Origin of the sequence: Clostridium sp. C105KSO13 (genome assembly GCF_001517425.1) — a bacterium.
In the GTDB taxonomy this organism is placed as follows: Bacteria; Bacillota; Clostridia; order Lachnospirales; family Lachnospiraceae; genus Muricomes.
Genome location: NZ_FBWL01000159.1, coordinates 19,952 through 40,498 on the forward strand (window position 1 = coordinate 19,952; position 20,547 = coordinate 40,498).

Sequence of the window (20,547 nt, forward strand, 5' to 3'; positions counted from 1 at the left end):
GATATAGTTACAGCCCAATCAACAGCCCAATACCGTGTACAATAAATGCTGCTGCCCATGCAATTGCACACTGTCCTACAACAATGACCACTGTCCACTTTCCTCCTAGCTCCCGTTTGATGGATGCAACAGCAGCAACGCAAGGTGTATATAAAAGGCAGAATACTAATAGTGAAGCTGCCGTTAACGGAGTCAGTATGCTAAACAACATCGATTTCGACGGTATTAGTACAGACAGTGTGGACACCACACTTTCTTTTGCCATAAGGCCAGTAATCAGCGCAGTAGAAATCCTCCAGTCTCCAAATCCCAATGGCTTAAAGATAGGAGCAATAATTCCTGCCACTGATGCAAGAATACTGTTCTGGGAATCCGCAACCATTTTGAAGTGCAGATCAAAGGTCTGTAAAGTCCAAATAACAATTGTCGCTATAAAAATAATGGTGAAAGCTCTCTGAAGAAAATCTCTCGCTTTATCCCATAGCAATTGAGCTACATTTTTAGGTCCCGGCATACGGTAATTCGGCAGCTCCATTACAAAAGGCACCGGCTCTCCTTTAAAAACACCGCCCTTTACCAGAAGTGCCACAAGGATTCCTATCGCAATTCCCACAAAATACAATGCAACCATAACCAGGGCTCCGTGTTTAGGGAAAAATGCCGCCGTAAAAAATGCATAAATGGGTAGCTTCGCAGAACAGCTCATAAAAGGAGTCAATAATATGGTCAGCTTTCTGTCTCTCTCTGAGGAAAGTGTTCTGCTTGCCATAACTCCCGGTACAGTACATCCAAATCCAATCAGCATAGGAACGATGCTTCGTCCTGAAAGACCGATTTTTCTTAAAAGCTTGTCCATAACAAACGCTACCCGCGCCATGTATCCACTGTCTTCAAGTATAGACAGGAAGAAGAAGAGAGTCACAATAATAGGAAGAAAACTCAGCACACTCCCCACACCATTAAAAATACCATCGATTATCAGCGAATGAAGAGCCGAATTAACATCCAGTGAAATCAGACCTGTGTCGATAATTTTAGTAAGCCAGTTGATTCCTTTGTCAAGTAAATCAGCCAAATAAGCGCCGATTACATTAAAAGTCAGCCAGAATACTGCGCCCATAATAGCGATAAAGGCGGGAATAGCAGTATACTTTCCTGTCAGGATCCGATCAATCCTTCTGCTTCTTACATGTTCTTTACTTTCTTTGGGTTTTATTACGGTTGCATCACATAATTTTTGGATAAAATCAAATCTCATATCCGCAATAGCCGCAGCAGGATCCAGTCCGCGCTCTTTTTCCATCTGAAGGATAATATGTTCAAGTATGTCTTTTTCGTTGGAATCAAGCTTTAACTTTTCCAGAACAAGGCTGTCCCTCTCTGCCAGCTTTGTGGCTGCAAAACGCATCGGGATTTCTGCTCTCTCCGCGTGATCCTCGATTAAATGCATAATACTGTGAATGCATCTGTGTACGGCACTTCCTTTTCCATCAGAAAAGCAGAAGTCAACCCTTCCCGGTCTCTCTTGATACTTTGCCACATGGAGCGCATGCTGCATTATTTCGTTAATCCCTTCATTTTTCGCTGCGGAAATGGGGACTATAGGAACTCCCAGCATTTCTTCCATCTCGTTAATTAATATAGAACCGCCGTTTTCCCGAACTTCATCCATCATATTAAGTGCTATAACCATGGGAACATTTAGCTCCATCAACTGTAAAGTCAAGTATAGATTTCTCTCAATATTTGATGCATCAACAATATTTATAATGCCTTTTGGCTTCTCCTGCATTATAAATTCCCGCGTCACAATTTCCTCACTGCTGTAAGGAGACATAGAATAAATTCCCGGTAAATCTGTCACAAGAGTATTCGGATGCCCCTTTATCACACCATCCTTTCGGTCTACCGTAACCCCCGGGAAATTTCCTACATGCTGGTTTGCTCCCGTCAATCTATTAAAAAATGTAGTCTTTCCCGAATTCTGGTTTCCCGCAAGTGCAAATGTTAACTTTTCACCATCCTTTAACGGGTGCTCATCTGCTTTCACATGATATTTTCCGCCCTCACCCAGTCCAGGATGAGGAATTGGTTTTCTATTTGGACTGCTTATTTTTTCTTCAGCAGGGACATCCAGTTGTTTGATTTCTATTTTCTGGGCATCGGCCATCCTGATTGTCAATTCATACCCATGTATTCTCAGTTCCAACGGGTCACCCATAGGCGCCAGTTTTACCATCGTGACAACAGCTCCGGGAATTAGTCCCATATCAAGGAAATGCTGCCTTAAAGCGCCTTCTCCTCCAACGGATAAAATAGAAGCGGATTTCCCAATTTCCAATTTCTCTAACGTCATATCCAATCCTCAATTCTGTAAAATATAAATATTTAATAAAATTTATTATCAAAGATAGTTTGCGCTAACTAATCCCTGTTGTCAATAGGTTTTGAAAAGAAAAAAGTGGAAAAACTTTATCACTAAAGATTACCACTTTTCATAATATTTTTATATAAGGTACATCTGCTGCAATTGTTTCCGCATTGAATTGGTAACTCCAAGCGCTTTTTCCAAACTCGCAAGTATCTTGAAATCCAAACCCTGCAAAGATGTTCTTTTATACTTCAAACTGCCACCAAACTGTATCCAATGCCTGGCTGACTGCCATATACTTCTCATATTTTTTTCGGTAAATATTTATACGCTCAGGGCTGGGATACACTTTTCTTGCTACATGCACCATATGTGCAGCCGCCTCCTGGTAATTCTTATAAACCCCTGCTGCAATTGCTGCTGCCATACCACAACCCAGAGCCCCCAATTCTTTGGTATCTACTGTTTCCATGGGATATCCTATTACATCTGCAAACATCTGTACCCAGACCGGAGAGTTAACCGCTCCGCCGGCCATACGGATTGCCTGCGGCGGCTTTCTCGAGGCTAATAATTTGTCTATATGAGTTTTATGGGAAAATGCAACGCCCTCGTATATGGCTCTCAATATATGTTCCATACCATGATAGGCTGTCAGCCCAACAAATGCTCCCTTTCCAAGGGGATGAGCATTGGAACCATACAAGAACGGAAGAAAATATACATCGCTGTCCTCCGGACTTACACTTCCTACTTTTTTATTAATGACATCATATATCTCCTGTCCTTCTTCCAGCTTTTCGTATACCATAAAATTTTTCAAAAACCATTCCAGGTTCCCTGCAGATGTTGCACTGCTTTCCTCCACTAAATAATATCCGGGTATAGCAAACAGTGAATTCATAGCGATACTGCCATCCATAACAGGTGCCTTTGCTATATATTCATTAATGCTCCAAGTTCCGGCTATAGTACAGAGTTCCTCCGTAGATGTTACATCCACAGCTACCGCACAGGCATCCACATCAAACATTCCGCCTGCTACAGGGATTCCCTCAGGTAGGCCGGTAAGCTTAGCAGCTTCTTTCGTAACCTTTCCGCATAAATCACAAGAATACCTTAAAGGCGGCAGTGTGTCATATGTTTCCTGAATTCCCAGTTCTTCTAAAATTGTCTTGTCAAACTGTGCACTTCTTACATCCATCAGTCCTGAACCCGAAATATCGGTTGCCTCGCTGTACGCCTCTCTGGTTAACCGAAAACGCACGTAATCTTTTACTGAAAATACATATTTGATATTGTCGTATATTTCCCTTTGGTTATCTTTAAACCATGCAAGAAGAGCAACCTGCTGACATGCCATAAATTCCTGGCAAAGCTGTCCATGCAGTTTAGCATGGACCCCGGAATCATACCATTTTTTAGGGTATCTCCAGGCCCGGCTATCTGTAGAAATGATTCCATTATATATAGGTCTGTCATTCTTGCCCCACAGATAAATGCCTTTTCCGTGTCCGCATACTGCAATACCAATCACATCTTTGGGGTTGATACTCGATTTCTTAAGTGCATCTTTCACACATTTGCAGTTTGCCTGCCACAGTTCCTCCATGTCTCTTTCCACATAGCCAGGTTTTGGCGTAATGGCCCGGGTTTTCATGCCTGCCGAAGATATTTGTACCCCGTCAAGATTAAAAATTGCAGCTTTCGTTGTTGTGCCTCCATTATCAAGGCCTATTACATACTTAGCCATTTGAGATTTCTCCTTTCACAAATTTGACGGAAGTAATACTTTTGCTTTTTCAAACTGTTCATCCAGAAACCTACGGTTATTTACCAGCACCTTTCCCCAACTTTCTTCTCCGCAGTGCCAAAATTCCGCCACATACCTGCGGACACCCATTTCATAGAGGGTGGCAATTCCTGCAGGGAAATTTACATTTCCCGTCCCATAGGGAACCTCTCTGAACTTTCCGGGCAGGGTCTCTTTTAAATGTGCGGCCACTATGTATCCTCTGCCGGTTTCAATATCTGTCAGAATATCCTCTGTTCCATTTGTAATATTTCCCAGGTCTGGATACACCATCAAGTAGGGAGAATTTACATAATGAACACTTCTCATGACTTTTTCGACAGTATTCATAAAATCATTTTCCATAGTTTCAATTGCAAGCATTACACCATGTGAGGCTGCAAAGTTAACTGCTTTTCTGAGGTTTTTACTAAAACGAAGCCGACTGGTTTCATTGCTGATTTCCTCATAATAACAGTCATATCCCTGCAGCATAATAAAGCGTATTCCCATTTTCTTTCCGAAAAGAATAGCCTTTTTCAATAACTCGTTTGCTTCGCTTTCCCACTTCTGGCTGCCCAGAGGGAATTTTCTCTGTGCACTTAAGCACATGGTTTCAATAAAAAACCCCTCCTCTTCCTGAAGCTGACGCAGCTCTGCGATTTTTCTGTCATCCCAGTCCAGACGCTTCATTCTATATTCAGTCTCGTCAATACTCATTTCCATATATTCAAAGCCTGCTACCTTTGCTACATGTAGCCGCTCTCTCCAGCCAATGTCTTGTGGAATAGCTTTTTCATATAATCCCAGACGATAACTGTTTTGAAACTCCATAAAAACCTCCTATGGTCATCAAGTGTTAGACCGTAATGTCAGTTTGCGACCGAATAATAATCTCTGTACTCCTTACACTGCATTCCTGTCACTTCCTTAAACACCCGGCTAAAATAGTAAGGACTCCCAAATCCTATTTCCTCTGCGATTTCATAAATTTTAAGATTTGTATCTGTCAGCAGCTTCTTTCCTTTCTTAATCCGATATTGATTGAGGTAAGTTACAAAGTTAATCCCCGTTTCTTGTTTGAAGAGCATAGAAAGATAACTTTTGCTGATTTCTCCGCAGTGCGCCACATCCTCTAAAGTAAAGTTAGATGCATAATGTTCCTCCACATAGGCAAGGGCCTTTTTCACACTGGCACTGTATCCACTGATTCCTCTACTCATAAAGTCTAAAATACCATTAAAAATATCATGTATATAAACCTCTGTTTCTCCCGCTGATGTAAGGATATTCCAGTTGTCATAGTCCAACTTGGATGCAAAATTCTCTGTTATCGGTATATTTAATCTTTCCACACTGGATTTGGCAATGGACAAAAAATCTATAAAGGTATGCTCCACCCCGGTATAGGAACCCTGGTCCTTAACACCAATAAAAACATCATGTATATAAGTGCTCAGCTCCTGACTCTTACCTTCTGTGAGAAGCCCTAGGATTTTAGAGCTGCTTACATGAGGTCTTGCTTCTTTCTTTTGATTCTCCTCGAATGTCTCGTTATAAACAATATAAGAGTGTTCTTTCTCAGAGTGCATACCCGTAAGTGCTCCGTCCGTTTTACTTCCGTCAAAAAAACACTGCTGCCTGGCTATTTCTGCTTCCCGCAGAAGTCGAGGCAGGTGTGCTGCTCTGTCTTTCCGGCTGATTCCACCCTTTAAGAAAACAGAAAAATAGTATTTTATCTTTCTTCCGATTAAAATACTCTTTTCTATACAAGTTTTATTTGTATCTGCAAAAGGGTTTACGGGACAAATCAGAGTTATGTAATAATGCATTTGATAAATACTCTCACCATACACCACTTTTGGGAATTCCTCTTCAACCAGAGAAACCATGGTCTTTGAAAGCATATCTATGCTCTGTTCATTCAACAGCCCGATGCTGCAGAAATATTTAATCACTACATACCCCTCTGCCCCAAAAAGGCCTTCCGGCGGAGCATCCATTCTGTCAATAGGAATGCAGGCATTAATCTGAGCTTTCGATACATTGTTAGTCAAATATGCTTTCCTCGCCTGTCTGTCGTCCTGCTGCAATACATGCCTGCTGCTCCGCTGGGCCCCTACAGATTCCAGGGTTGCCAAAAGGGTATCCTCATTAATCTCACTTTTTAAAAGATATTGGGAAACTCCCAATTTCATTGCTCTTTTTGCATATTGAAAGTTTTCATAGTTACTTAGAATAATAAATGAAAGTGTTTCACTTATTTTCTTTGCTTCCGTAATGAACTCCAATCCATCCATCAGCGGCATTTTAACGTCTACTAATACAATATCCGGCAGAGAGGACCGTACCATTTCCAATGCTTCCTTTCCGTTGGACGCCTCCCCTGCAACCTTGTAACCGTGCGCTTCCCAGTCTATGGTTGTTTTTAAACCCAAGCGTACTAAAAATTCATCATCTACTATTAAAACGTGGTACATGCCCGTCCTCCACCGTTCCTCTCGCATAACATTTGTCCATAAAAGATTTTATATAAACTCCTAAAACACTAGCGCCACTTTAAAATCTCCATGTTTTCCTGTGGCACACTCAAATGCCTTTTCCCATTCCTCAACTTTAAACTTCCTGGAAACCACTCCCTTTGTCTCCAATTTTCCATTTTCTATATTCTCAATGACAAATGGAAATGCATATGGGCTCAAATGTGATCCTAGAATATCCAGTTCCTTCCTGTCTCCGATAATGGACCAGTCAACTGTAGTAGATGCTCCGAATACACTGAACTCCACAAAGCGTCCCAACTTCCTTACCATACTTAGTCCCTGGATTACACTGGAAGGATGCCCTGTTGCCTCGATGTAAACGTCACATCCATAGCCCTCGGTCAATGTTTCAATTTTTTTTATTACGTTAAGCTTTCCCGGATTCCATACAATATCGGCTCCAAATTCTTTTGCTTTTTCCAGGCGTTCATCCATCATATCCAGTACAATCAATTTCTTAGGGTTTTTCATTCTGGCATAGGTCACCATTCCCAGCCCTAATGTACCGGCCCCTGAAATCACCACTACATCTTCGTTTGTAATATTTCCTCTGTCCACCGCATGTTTGGAACAGCCATAGGGCTCAATCAGCAGTGCATTCTCAGTAGACATGGTATCCGGAACAGGAGTGATTACTGCAGTCTTGGGATACCTTACATACTCTGCCATACCACCGCTATTTTCCCTTTGAAAGCCAAAAATATTGTGGGGCTGGCACATCCAGTAATGTCCGTCTTTACAAAATCTACATTTTCCGCAGGGTACAATCTGGTCAGCAATAATTCTGTCACCCAGTTCATAACCCTCCACATTTTCTCCCATTTCCACAATATGCCCGAAAAATTCATGTCCCGGAATAAACGGTGGTTTTACCCAGGAGGGCTGAACCTCATCCCCCCAGAACATTGCTGCACCGTGGCTGCATTTCAAATCTCCTGCACAGATTCCGCAGGCCTCTGTTTTAATTATGATATCATCAGGTCCACATTCCGGAACCGGATATTCAGGCTCAAATACATATCTATCCTTATCATAAGCTACCAGTGCCTTCATTGTTTTAGGCGTTTTTCCTTTATTTCCCATGATTATACCTTCCTTTCCTTTATAAAATATCCTTACACTCTGATTCGATTTCCTGTGTCAGGATCAAACAGGTGTGTCCGTTCCTCATGAAAAACCAGCTGTACTTTCTGCCCAGCCTCATAATAGACATCCTCGGGAGTAGTCATACTTAACAACATTTCACCTACTCTTACCGAAATTCTTCTCTCATCTCCAAGATTTTCATATACTGCAACAGGCACCGGCGTAGATAAAGCTTTCCCCCTGGCAATCAGCACATCCACCGGACGCACTCCCAGGATTACTTTCATTTTGTCCTTTACGATCTTGTTGTAGCGTTTCGGCACTTCCACCCAAAGATCGCTGCCTTCAAATGTAAACATATACTTATCTTCCTGTTTTTGGATTACAGAGGTCAATAAGTTCATGGGAGGTTCACCGATAAAACCTGCTACAAATTCATTGGCAGGGTCATCGTATACCTCCAGAGGCGTACCAATCTGCTGTATCTCTCCCTCCTTCATGATAATAATCCTGTCAGCCAGAGACATTGCCTCCAGCTGGTCGTGGGTTACAATAATCGTTGTACACTTGATCTCATAATGCATACGTTTGATTTCCTGCCTGAGCTGCTGCCGCATTTTACCGTCCAGATGACTTAGAGGCTCATCCAGAAGTAAAAGACCGGGTCTTCTCACAATTGCTCTGGCAATGTTAACTCTCTGCTTTTGTCCGCCGGACAAGGCGGATGGTTTCATATCCAGCAGATCATCAATTTTCATAAGAGGGGCGACATACTCAATGGCCTTTTTGATTTCCTCTTCCTTTTTCTTTTTAGCCCGCATATTAAAAGCCAGATTTTCATACACAGTCAGCGGCGGATAAAGTGCATAGTCTTCAAATGCCAGCCCTATGTTCCTGTCCTTTGGCTGTAAATTATTAATGCATACATCACCTATGTACATCTCTCCCGCAGTAATGGTCTCCAGCCCCGCTACCATCCGGAGAGTCGTTGATTTTCCACAGCCTGAAGGCCCCAATATTCCGATGAATTCTCCGTCCTTACATGCATAAGAGACATCTTTTACAGCAAAATCGTTTTGCTTTTTCTTTTGAAACATCTTGTTTTTCTGAACGTCGTACCGTTTGTATATATTTTTCAATATAAGCTCTGCCATATTATCCCTCCCTTTTTGCAGCCATATAGCGGGACATGTTATTTCTTATGATAAATTCCAGGGTTTCACCATTAAAATAGATTGCATTAGTCATATTGAATTTCATGTAGACCTCCTGGTCCAGTTTTGCCACAGTATCATTGGGGCAGGTGACAGCGATTTTTGTGTCTCCCATTAAGACTGTCATGATTACCTTATTTCCAATGGGCTCATTTGCATATACGGTTCCTTCCAGCCACTCATCTCCGAGTTTTTCAAAGGCAAATTTGATATCATTCCCCCTCAAACCTATATGTATATGATCCGTATTTGCCTCTTTCAACGCCTGCAGGGCATCCTCAGTAGGATACAGCAAAACATCCCTGTCCGGCAGCTTAAGATATACACAGTCTTCCTGTATGTATCTTTTTCCTTCAAATATGTTAATTTCAGGTTCCCCAAATAAGCGGGCAACAAATTCATTGCAGGGAGTATAGTACATTTCCTGAGCGGTCCCTATCTGGACAATTTCACCATGATTAAGAACCCCTATTCTGTCTGCTAGGGACATTGCCTCCATATAATCATGCGTTACATAAATGGTAGTGGAATTGATAGAAGTTTGCATCTCTTTCAGCTCACCCCTCATAAAGTGACGCAGTTTTGCGTCCAAGTGGGCCAGGGGCTCATCCATCAGGAATACATTTGGTGTTCTCACCAGACATCTCCCTAAAGCCACCCTCTGCCGCTGTCCATTGGACAGCTGGCTTGGTTTTCTTTCCATAAGATGATTGATTTTCATCATCTTTGTGACCTTATCTACCGCTGTTTTTATATATTCTTCATCTTTTTTATATAGCTTGCTTCGCATTGGTGATGCGATATTATCATACACCGATAAATTAGGATACAAAGCATAATTCTCAAAAACCATGGATACATTTCTATCCTTAGATTCCACATGATTTACAATGCTACCGCCGATTTTCACCAGACCCTTTTCGGGAAACTCAGCTCCTGCAATGGTTTTAAGCAATGTTGTTTTCCCGGCTCCTGCCGGCCCGAACAAGACAAAAAATTCATTGTCCTGAACCGTCAGACTCACATTATTTAATGCTTTCACATCCCCAAACTGTTTCGTAATGTTCTCAAGTTCTATCTGTGCCATGGCTTTACCTCCGCTATCCTTTTACTGCACCGAAACTTAAACCGCGGACCAAATGTTTCTGAATAAACAATGCCACAATTACTTCCGGAAGTACTGCAATGGTGGAGGCAACAGCCACCTGACCATAATGCACTGTATCAGAGGCTATATAACGCAGTGCCGTAATCGTAATTGTCTGAATTTCAAAACCACTTAATATCAGTGGAAATGTGAAACTGTTCCATGCGAAAATGAATGCCAGCAGAGCAGAGGCTACCAACCCGGGTTTAATCAAAGGTACAAGGGTCTTGAAAAACACTTCATACCATGTATAGCCGTCCAGCTGCGCCGCCTGCTCCAACTCCACACTGATATCTTCAAAATATCCCCTGACCACCCAAATTAAAAGTGGCATGGTAATGAGCTGATAGACCCAGATCAATCCAAAATACGTATCGTATAATCCTATTTTTTGAAAAATCAAGAAAATAGGGAGAATCACCAGAATTTCAGGTGCAAATTTGAACGATAATATTTGAAAAGCCACGTCTTCCTTTTTCTTGAAATCGTACCTTGCCAATGCATATGCGCATGGCACTCCGGCAATAACGGTAATAATCACCGCCCCGCCCGCCACTACCAGGTTCTGAAAAAAAGCGCGAAAGTAATCCGTTCCTACCAGCACCGCCCTGAAGTTATCCAAGGTAGGATGGAAAATGAAAATAGTATTGTACATTTGCGCATCTGATTTAAATGCACAAACCACCATCCATACCAGTGGAAACAGGGCGAACATGGCAAACATGGTTAATCCCAAATTTCTTCCTATGGGTCCTAATATTTTAAATATTTTTTGATTTTTTGAGCTGTCTGCCAGCTGTCCCTGATTCTCCATATACCCTCCTTTACTTTCCTGCAGCCTGTCGCGCCAGATGCCTCTGGCGTTTTACCAGGAACTGTGCTGCTTTATTAATAAGAAACCACAGAATCAGCAGATAGGGCAATGCAGCTGCCAGTTTCTGATAGGTAAATCCATTAAGATAACCTGTCAGAGATATATTCATCAATGTATCTCCGGGTCCTCCTTTTGTCAGAGCATATATAATGCCAAACTCCTGCAATGCAGCCATAAGCCTGAATAACAGTGCAATATACATAAAGGGCTTCAGCATGGGAAGTGTCAGCGTCTTGAATGTGAACCAGGCACCCGCTCCATCCACTGCTGCCGCCTCAAATGGTGATTTCGGCAAGGATTGAATCCCTGCCAAAACTAGCAATAGCACAAACGGTGTATTTACCCATGCATCAATTAAAATCGCTGTAAAGAGAGCTGTACTGTGCGATGCCGCCCATGGAAAGTTATGAACCCCAAAGATGTTCAGCACCTTTTCCAGAATCCCCACTGTATTCGACGTCATCAACTGCCAGATCAGCACTGCAATGGCCGGTGCAACCATCAGTGGAAATGTAAACAGCACTTTCAGTATCCTGCTGTATCTGGTATCCTTCCTGAGCAGAAGGGCCACGCCTGTCCCCAGAAGCATCTCTGTGGCTGTGGCAAAAATACCATATTTTAAAGTCACACCGAGGGCATGGTAAAACTCTTTGCCAGTAAACATGCTGATCCAGTTCTTTAACCCTACAAACCCCCATTTCGGCAGACGGAAGGAGTAATTAGTAAAAGAAAGGAAAATTGCAGTGATAAATGGAATCATAATACCGATAAGTATCAACAACCCTGGTGCGATAATATAATACGGACGTCTGCGGATACGTGCAGGTACTTCATTATAATTGATTTCTCCGCTTGTCTTTTTTCTACTGCTTCCAAACATCTGCCCACCTCCTGTGATGGATATCAGTACTGAGACAAATCAATGTCTGAAACAGCTTTATCCATTTTCTTCTTTAACTGATCCATCCCTTCCTGGACAGAATCATACTTACCTGCAACAATATCCTGAAGTGTAGCTGCCCATTCTGTTGTAGTCTCAAAGAAATAGGGCTGTGGTGTAAATAGAATTGTAGTGTTATTAATGGTTGCATTATAAGCATCAATATAGCCCGGCTGTCCTTCCATCATAGTCTTAAACTCTTGTGACTCCCATACAGATGTACGTGCCGGATCCAGACTATTTCCTTCGACAGTCGCATACTTTGCAAAATCTTTGCCTGTAAAGTACATGATGTAATACCATGCGGCACCTTTATTTTTGGACGCAGAATTCATTGCAACGGACCATGTCCAGTAGTTGGAAATCTGAGTATCTCCTTCTCTTTTCACCGGCAGAGGTGCAAATGCAATATTTCCGGCTTCTTCAGAAGCACCTTCCCAATTCTGATGTACCGGATTGTTGTCCGCATCGAGTACCATGGCTGTATTTCCAGTTCCAAGGTCAACACCACAGTCATACCATGTATACTTTGACCAGGAAGAACTTCCGCCCCGTTTGATCATATCTACGAAAAACTCTGTCATTTTAACTGCTTCAGGAGAATTTACTTTAGAGATCAGTTTATTACCTTCGATTTCAAAATCCTTTGCTCCAAATGCAGCAAACATGCTCATATATGCTGGATGGATGGTTCCCCAGTCCCGTGCTCCTCTGACTGCCACTGCATAGGAATTCTCTCCATTCCATCCCTGAAGCTTATCGCAGGCGTTCAAGAGCTCATCGTATGTCTTTGGAACCTGTAATCCATTGTCCTCAAATGCCTTTTTATTGTATGCCATTGTATATACTTCAAATGCAAGGGGAAGCGCCAGCTGCTGCCCTGTACCGACCTGCTCTCCCGGTACCCCTGACCATTTCAGTGCATCTACTGCACTCTGTACAAAATCATCATAGTCATAATCGGGACTGACCATGGACGGATCCTCCAGATATGTATTCAAATCTTCCACATATCCCGACGCAGAATAATCCCAAAGCTGATATGCTCCTGACATAAATAAGTCTGGGCTTCCTGAACCACTGGCCAGTGATGTGGATACCTTGTCAAAATAATTGCTCTCCGGTGTAATCGAATATTCCACATGAATCCCGGTCAGATCTTCAAACTCTTCTAGTTTATTTACCATTGCCTCTGAAGCCGTATGCTGTACCATCTGAATCTCAATGGTGGTACCGTCGTATTTTTTCCAGTCAAATTCGCCCCCTGTATCCGCTGATTTTGTTTTTTCAGCTTCATCATCCTTAGAAGATGTACTGCTGCCACCGCAGCCTGTCAGCATACCTGCCGTCATTACAGCTGCAATCGACACTGACAATATACGCTTAAACCATTTGTTTCTCATTCTTCATAACCCTCCTTGACTCCTTCATAAAGTGACCTTTTGTATCAATGCATTGAACTTAACTTCATTATAGACACATTTTATACATATCTAAATGCAGGATTTATCTATAATTAACAACTTATTACTATATTGTTAATCCAGATTGGAAGATTTGTATAAATCTTTTGGAAATTAGAAAAATATTATAATTCTTCTTTTATTACGGGCAGAATGATTTCCGCTATGGTAGCCACATTAGGTTCACTATCGAAAATCAGCTCCGCCCCTTCTCCAAAGTAAAGCTTTATCCGTTCCCGGATATTGGATATCCCGATATTGCTGAACCGTGTACTTTTTTCCTGTCCCTTGTTGATTTTTTCAGTGCTGCCTGCATCCATCCCCATTCCGTTATCAATCACACGTATATGCAGCTTTCCGTCGAAGATTATGGCCGCAATGTGAACACGGTAGTTGCCTCTTTTTCCATTAAAACCATGAATAATTGAATTCTCCACCAATGGCTGCAGAATGAATCTTGGCACCCTGCACTTTTCAGTTTCCTCATCAATCATAGTCGTGAATTCAAAAATATCAGTGTACCGGTATTTTTGTATAATAATATAGTTTCTGACACTCTCTATTTCATTGTGGAGTGTAGTTTCTCCTTCCACTTTGCCCAGGTTGTATTGGAGCAACGTAATCAACGCTGTGCTCATCTCCGCAATATTGTCCACTCCCTGCATGACTGCCAACCATTTTATAGAGTCTAATGTATTATATAAAAAATGAGGATTTATCTGAGCCTGCAGAATCTGGTATTCCATTTCCGCTTTCCGATTGCGGGACTGACGTTCTTTATCAAAAAAATCGTTAATTTGGTCGATCATACTGTTAAATGCACCTCCCAGCCGGCCAAACTCATCCTGGCGCTTCACCGATGCATGAGCCGTAAAGTCTCCCTCCATCACTTTCTTACACACCTGCATCAATTCTTTAATCGGATGCGTGATAGAACGGGTCAGCCATATAGTATAGCAGATGGAAATCATAGTGGTAATCACCAGAACGATTTGAAACACCCTCAGCATCTCCCGAATACTCTCCGTTGCCGCATCCTTTTGCAAAAATCTTACCAGGCTCCAGTCAGCCAGATTGATTTTTTCGGATACAATAATTACATCCTTTTTGTAAAGTTTTCCCTCAATCTGTGTGCTTTTCTTCAGCACCTCAGGATACCTTCGCAAAGCTTGTGTATAGTCCGACAATAAGGGATATTGGAGCAGAATAGCCCCATCACTGTTTACAATCACGGCCTTGTCCTTCAGCCGGATAGACGAAGCCGTAAATAGCTTATGTATACTTTCGTAAGATACATCCAGCACCACAATTCCATACACCTCTTTGGTTTCACTATCAAATACAGGACGGATATAGGATGTACTGCTCAAATAATCATCCTCTTCTGTGTTGTGGAAGCCGGTCCATATTCCTTTGCGCTCTGTACCTTCCACATATTCTTTGAGAAACTGTCTGTAAAACCTACGGTTGTCCTGCATATTTGTGGAACACCAAAAATCATTGATGCCTAGTATATGAACATGATTAATGCTGTCATTCATACGTACCATATCGTTGATATAAGTTTGAATCTCCTCAATATTCCGGCCCTCACCGCCATTTTTCAGTACGTCTTGAACTACTTCGTTAACGACGACAGAATAACTATACGCATCAATCATTGAGGTGAGCATATTGAACTGCTCCTTTGTCCCATTAGTGGCCTCCAAGTGATAGTTAATCTCCATCGCTTCCATACGTTTACCATATAGAGCAGAAATAATTATAGAAAATATCAGCAGAATAAAAAAAAACAATAAAAACATTCCCAGAAATATACGCGTTGACATAGACTTCTCTCTTTTATTTCCCATCCTAATAAACTCTTGCCCCCACACTTTAATCTAAAATTCATTTTTTGTATTGTACAATCCTTACTAATCTACAATATGCTTGGTCGGGAAAAATTATCCGAACTTAAAGTCAAGTAGGAGGTAGTTGATTATTCAATGTCACTTAGTTAGATAAATTTACAAGTTGCGATAGCAGTTTCTGATATTTTCGGAAGCTGCTATCGTAACTTATAAATTTGCTTAACTAAATGATATTGAATATTTCAGATGGTTATCAAAAAATCACATCAGGGTGATATATCTGTTTCGGCTGTCAATAAAATGTATTATACGGCGGGCTTGGTACTAGTATATAAGTATGGACACGAAAAGTTGAACAATCTATAATAATATAATCAATTGGAAATATCATTTTGCGTGCGGAAATAATTATTGGCTTTCCTAAAAAAGCTGATATAATCGGAGCATACTCTGACTTTAATGTCAAAAGCGAAAGGATAAAACAATGGAAAACAATCAAGGACTTAAGAAGAATCTTGGCGTTATGACGGCAATGTCGCTGGTCGTAGGCTGTGTCATCGGTGCCGGCGTATTTTTTAAGCCGTATGCCATTTATCAGGCCACAGGCGGTGCTCCTGGGATGGGAATCCTGGCATGGATTGCAGGGGGCCTTGCTAGTATTGTAGCCGCTCTCACTTTTGCAGAGGTGGCCGTTCTCATTCCCAAAACCGGAGGTATGGTAGCCTATCTGGGTGAAGTTTATAACGAAAAAATCGGCTTTTTGGCCGGTTGGATGCAGATTGTAATTTTTTATCCCGCTTTTTTAGCCGGCTATGGTGTAAAGGTCGGCACAGAGCTGAGTGAATATTTAGGCTCACAATACACTCTTCCCATAGCAATAATCGTTATCATCGCCTTAGTTGCCCTGAACACGCTGGGATCTAAGACAGCCGGAAGCATGCAGGTAGTTTCTACCATATGTAAGTTAATCCCTCTGCTGCTCCTGATGATTTTTGGCTTTATTTTTGGCGGCGGGAACAATCCTGTCTTTACCCCGGTGGTCGCAGAAGGCAAAAATATGGCAGCTGTCTTCGGGTCCACATTACTGGCAGTTCTTTTTGCCTTTGAAGGCTGGACAAATGTAGGAACCATCGCAGGGGAGATGAAAAACCCCGGCAGGGATCTTCCCCGGGCAATAATCGGCGGTGTTTCAATCATTATGGTGGTATATCTTGTTATCAACATTGCGTATTTATGGGTAATACCGGCAGATCAGCTTATGAATTTAGAATCCCCGGCATCTGCAGTAGCGATGAAGATTTTCGGACCAACAGGCGGATTATTGATTAAAATCGGTATCATCATTTCTGTTATAGGCGCTGCCAACGGCTTCTTAATGTCAGGCTCACGGGTTGCCTATCTGCTTGCCAGTCAGAAGAGTTTGCCCGGAAGCTGCAGGCTGAACAGTTTGAATAAAAACCAGGTCCCGTCTAACTCTATTATTTTAGTAGGTTTTTTGGCCTGCCTTTATTCCTTAAGCGGAAGGTTTGATATGCTAACCGACCTTGCAGTATTTTCCTGCTGGATTTTTTATACCCTGACCTTCGCCTGTGTTATGAAACTACGCAAGACAAAACCTGCCCTTCCACGTAAATACAAAGTGCCTTTTTATCCTATTGTCCCCATTCTGGCAATCATAAGCGGCCTATATGTAATTATAAGTCAGCTGTTCCTGTCAGGTTCCTTCACCAGAATGTTGTCCATCGGCAGTATAGCTATCACCTTATTAGGCCTTCCGGTACATATTCTTGCGAAAAAATATTATGCTGCAGATTCGTCCCGTTTCTGATCTTAGGAATGAAACTCAGAAGCAGCTGCCTCACTGCTGTGCGGTCTGTCCACTTCCATCGGTGCGCTGATTGCCTTTCGTGCTCTCCAGGGAATCGGCGAAAACCGCAGAAAATACAGAGCATACAACAAGATACTCCTGTATATTGTTTAACAGCCCCGGCAGAAAGCCGTGATGTCTTCATGCACTGCACTCTTAATACTTTTGCCCTCAACCCAATCTTCAATTTCACTTTTGGTCTATGCAAATTATTTAAGCCTGTAAATATACTTTCCTTAGAAGTACGCAGACATGCCGTTATAACGGCAAACTCAAGACACGGATTTGTCTTTAAAGCTGATTCAAACAATGACTTTTTTCTCCTATGTCTCATATAAAATCTGTGACAAAAACTGCAGCGATCCCAGATAATCACTCTCATCTCCCTGGGCATTCAAAAGACGCCTAATCCGCTCCTTTTCATAACCAGAATCCAGCACAGCACTTTCGTGCCGCCTGAATTCCTGGGATATAGCCTGTCTTAACATTGCAAAAGCATTCTTCAAATTTCCCTGCTTTGCGCTTTTCAGAGAGAGGCTGATAACCGGATACTGCCAGTAGGGCTGTACTTGATTTTTTTTGGTTTTTACGAAAATACTTTCCGTGTTAGAATTAGAGGCTCGCTCCCTGCAGCTTATCATCGTTCCAAAGCCTTATCTCTTTGCTCTTCAATGTATCCGGCACATTAATAATCCTCTGATTTGACGAGCCTCTAAACTGCAGACTAATATCTTTCAGTTCCTCCTTGAACTCACCGTCAACCAGAACATCGATCAGCTCCAGCATTTCCTCTGTGCACTCACATCTGGCACGGCTCTCTCCAAGCAGGTCTTTCTCCAGTGTATACCCCGTATAACACCAGATATCTTTTTCTGGAAACAATAATCTTACTTTTTTCAAGAAAGGCAGCAAGGCCCGCTGATTTTCCAACTCGAGGGGTTCTCCTCCCAATAAGGACAGCCCATTAATATAGCTTGGTTCCAAAAGATGAATGATGTATTTCTGCGTTACTTCTGTAAATGGTTTCCCATAGGAAAATGACCATGTTTCTTCATTGAAACATCCTTTGCAATGATGCGTACAGCCCGAAACAAAGAGTGATACTCTCACTCCTTCTCCGTTGGCTATGTCACATTTTTTGATTTCACTATAGTTCATCTTACAAATGTAGTACCCTTTCTTTTATTTCCTGCGTTCGGCCCTGGTTCCAGAATTGTGTACCGATGTATCCACAGGTCCTCCTTGCAACATTCAGCGTGTCCTGGTTACGATTATGACAGCGGGGACATTCCCATATCAGTTTACCATCCTCCTCAACAATTTGAATCTCGCCGTCAAAACCACATTCCTGACAGTAATCACTTTTTGTGTTAAGCTCTGCATACATAATGTTATCATAAATGAATCGGATAACCTGTAAAACAGCCGGAATGTTATGTTGCATGTTGGGGACTTCCACATAGCTGACAGCACCCCCGGTAGACAACTCCTGAAACTGCGCTTCAAATTTTAACTTTGAGAAAGCGTCTATTTCCTCCGTTACATTGACATGATAACTGTTTGTAATATAACTCTTGTCTGTCACACCTTCAACCATGCCAAATCTCTTCTGCAGACACTTTGCAAATTTGTAGGTGGTACTTTCTATTGGAGAGCCATAAATGCTAAATCCAATATTTGTTTCCTCTTTCCAGCGCTCACAGGCTTCGTTCATATGCTTCATCACTTCCAGCGCAAAAGGTGTGGCTTCAGGGTCTGTGTGAGATTTTCCTGTCATATATCTGACACATTCGCACAAACCGGCATATCCCAATGAAATCGTAGAATACCCTCCGTATAAGAGCTTGTCGATTTTCTCGCCCTTTTTAAGTCTGGAAATTGCACCGTACTGCCACAGAATTGGGGCCGCATCGGAGAGTGTTCCCTTTAAGCGTTCATGGCGGCACATTAATGCACGGTAACAAAGTTCCAGCCGATCATCAAATATCTTCCAGAATTTTTCTATATTTCCTCCAGAAGACAATGCTGCATCCACCAGGTTGATTGTTACAACACCTTGATTGAATCTTCCGTAAAACTTATAATTACCATTTTCATCTTTCCAGGGACTTAAGGCGCTGCGGCAGCCCATAACCGGAAAGCAGTTTCCCTCTTTAAGTTCTTTCATCCTTTTTTCAGAAATATAATCCGGCACCATTCTCTTTGCCGTACATTTTGCGGCAAGTTCTGTAAGGTAATAGAATCTGGAACCCTTCGTAATATTATCCTCTTCAAGAGCATAAATCAATTTCGGAAAAGCAGGAGTGATCCACACGCCATCCTCATTTTTTACTCCCTGGCAGCGCTGCCGAAGCATTTCCTCAATAATCAGTGCCAGGTCTTCCTTTTCCTGCTCATCTTTTGCTTCATTCAGATACATAAAAATGGTGAGAAAAGGAGCTTGTCCGTTTGTTGTCATCAAGGTAATGATCTGGTACTGTATGGTTTGAACACCCTTCTTAATCTCATCATGAAGACGTTTCTCTGTAATTCTCGTAATATCCTCCTCAGAAACATTAATACCCAAGGATTCTATTTCTTCCAGAACCTCTTTTCTAATTTTACCCCTTGAAACCTGGACAAACGGCGCAAGGTGTGTCAAGCTGATGCTCTGTCCTCCATACTGATTGCTGGCAACCTGAGCAATAATCTGAGTCGCGATATTACAGGCAGTAGAAAAGCTATGAGGTTTTTCGATTAAGGTTTCACTTATTACCGTCCCATTTTCAAGCATGTCCTCAAGATTAACCAAATCACAGTTATGCATATGCTGCGCATAATAATCGGCATCATGAAAATGAATAATACCTTCTTTATCTGCCTCTATAATGTCTTCAGGAAGAAGCAGTCTTTTTGTAATGTCCTTACTGACTTCACCGGCCATATAATCACGTTGAACGCTGTTGACAACAGGATCCTTATTCGAATTCTCTTCCATAACCTCCTCATTGTTGCACTCCAGCAGTGTAAGGATGCGGTCATCCGTTGTATTTGCTTTCCTAATCAGTGAGCGCGAATAACGATACCTGACATATCGCCTTGCAACCTCAAATGCCCCCATTGCCATAATCTGGTTTTCCACCATATCCTGAATTTCCTCCACAGAGGCAGAACGGTTTAATTTTGCGCATTTATAATCAATATAGTCCGCAATCTCTGCTATTTGCTCCCGTGTAAGCTCCTGTCTTTCAACAGCAGAATTTGCCTTTGTAACCGCAATGACTATTTTACCTGCATCGAAAGTTTCTTCTGATCCATTTCTTTTAATGATTTTCATGTTAAGTATTCCTTTCCTTCTCAATTAACGATATTATTATTATAAATAATCTTGATTAAAAAAGCTGTTGCATTAATCACA

General features: G+C 41.9%; 16 protein-coding genes. 1 reads left to right on the forward strand and 15 read right to left on the reverse strand.

The window, feature by feature from the left end; translation table 11 throughout:
* Positions 1-7: 7 nt before the first annotated feature.
* From feoB to BN3456_RS06245, 11 genes are all read right to left on the reverse strand, one after another.
* Complete coding sequence (gene feoB / locus BN3456_RS06195) at positions 8-2,356, reverse strand: ferrous iron transport protein B (RefSeq protein WP_089983277.1); 2,349 nt, start codon at positions 2,354-2,356, stop codon at positions 8-10.
* 259 nt (positions 2,357-2,615) lie between these two features.
* The gene (locus tag BN3456_RS06200) at positions 2,616-4,124 is read right to left on the reverse strand and encodes an FGGY-family carbohydrate kinase (protein ID WP_089983278.1); all 1,509 of its coding nucleotides are present in this window, start codon (positions 4,122-4,124) and stop codon (positions 2,616-2,618) included.
* A gap of 15 nt (positions 4,125-4,139) precedes the next feature.
* Positions 4,140-4,997, reverse strand: a complete 858-nt coding sequence (locus BN3456_RS06205; RefSeq protein WP_089983279.1) for an L-ribulose-5-phosphate 3-epimerase — start codon at positions 4,995-4,997, stop codon at positions 4,140-4,142.
* Between the two features lie 38 nt (positions 4,998-5,035).
* Positions 5,036-6,643 carry a response regulator transcription factor gene (locus BN3456_RS06210; RefSeq protein WP_176699118.1) on the reverse strand — a complete coding sequence of 536 codons (1,608 nt, stop codon included), beginning with the start codon at positions 6,641-6,643 and terminating at the stop codon, positions 5,036-5,038.
* Between the two features lie 60 nt (positions 6,644-6,703).
* A complete protein-coding gene (locus BN3456_RS06215; RefSeq protein ID WP_089983281.1) occupies positions 6,704-7,789 on the reverse strand; it encodes an alcohol dehydrogenase catalytic domain-containing protein in 1,086 nt (361 codons plus the stop codon).
* A 32-nt stretch (positions 7,790-7,821) separates the two neighbouring features.
* Positions 7,822-8,946: an ABC transporter ATP-binding protein gene (locus BN3456_RS06220; protein ID WP_089983282.1), complete on the reverse strand. Its 1,125-nt coding sequence runs from the start codon at positions 8,944-8,946 to the stop codon at positions 7,822-7,824.
* Between the two features lies 1 nt (position 8,947).
* Positions 8,948-10,093 carry an ABC transporter ATP-binding protein gene (locus BN3456_RS06225; protein ID WP_089983283.1) on the reverse strand — a complete coding sequence of 382 codons (1,146 nt, stop codon included), beginning with the start codon at positions 10,091-10,093 and terminating at the stop codon, positions 8,948-8,950.
* Positions 10,094-10,106: 13 nt separating this feature from the next.
* On the reverse strand, positions 10,107-10,967 hold the full coding sequence (locus BN3456_RS06230; RefSeq protein WP_089983284.1) for a carbohydrate ABC transporter permease: 861 nt from the start codon (positions 10,965-10,967) through the stop codon (positions 10,107-10,109).
* 10 nt (positions 10,968-10,977) lie between these two features.
* Complete coding sequence (locus BN3456_RS06235) at positions 10,978-11,907, reverse strand: carbohydrate ABC transporter permease (RefSeq protein ID WP_089983285.1); 930 nt, start codon at positions 11,905-11,907, stop codon at positions 10,978-10,980.
* A gap of 23 nt (positions 11,908-11,930) precedes the next feature.
* Entirely contained in the window at positions 11,931-13,370 is a 1,440-nt protein-coding gene (locus BN3456_RS06240; RefSeq protein ID WP_089983286.1) for an ABC transporter substrate-binding protein, read from the reverse strand.
* 185 nt (positions 13,371-13,555) lie between these two features.
* Complete coding sequence (locus BN3456_RS06245) at positions 13,556-15,283, reverse strand: sensor histidine kinase (RefSeq protein ID WP_089983287.1); 1,728 nt, start codon at positions 15,281-15,283, stop codon at positions 13,556-13,558.
* Between the two features lie 484 nt (positions 15,284-15,767).
* Here BN3456_RS06245 and BN3456_RS06250 point away from each other — a divergent pair, with 484 nt between their 5' ends.
* Positions 15,768-17,111, forward strand: coding sequence for an APC family permease (locus BN3456_RS06250; protein ID WP_089983288.1), 1,344 nt, complete (start codon positions 15,768-15,770; stop codon positions 17,109-17,111).
* 2 nt (positions 17,112-17,113) lie between these two features.
* On the opposite strand, the gene BN3456_RS16445 is transcribed toward BN3456_RS06250, so the two are convergent.
* The 4 genes from BN3456_RS16445 to nrdD form a co-directional block, all read right to left on the reverse strand.
* Complete coding sequence (locus tag BN3456_RS16445; RefSeq protein WP_278280275.1) at positions 17,114-17,239, reverse strand: hypothetical protein; 126 nt, start codon at positions 17,237-17,239, stop codon at positions 17,114-17,116.
* A gap of 234 nt (positions 17,240-17,473) precedes the next feature.
* Positions 17,474-17,656, reverse strand: a complete 183-nt coding sequence (locus BN3456_RS15665; protein ID WP_141654501.1) for a hypothetical protein — start codon at positions 17,654-17,656, stop codon at positions 17,474-17,476.
* Positions 17,657-17,762: 106 nt separating this feature from the next.
* Complete coding sequence (gene nrdG / locus BN3456_RS06260) at positions 17,763-18,308, reverse strand: anaerobic ribonucleoside-triphosphate reductase activating protein (RefSeq protein WP_089983290.1); 546 nt, start codon at positions 18,306-18,308, stop codon at positions 17,763-17,765.
* A gap of 1 nt (position 18,309) precedes the next feature.
* Positions 18,310-20,466, reverse strand: coding sequence for an anaerobic ribonucleoside-triphosphate reductase (nrdD, locus tag BN3456_RS06265; protein ID WP_089983291.1), 2,157 nt, complete (start codon positions 20,464-20,466; stop codon positions 18,310-18,312).
* Positions 20,467-20,547: the final 81 nt, after the last annotated feature.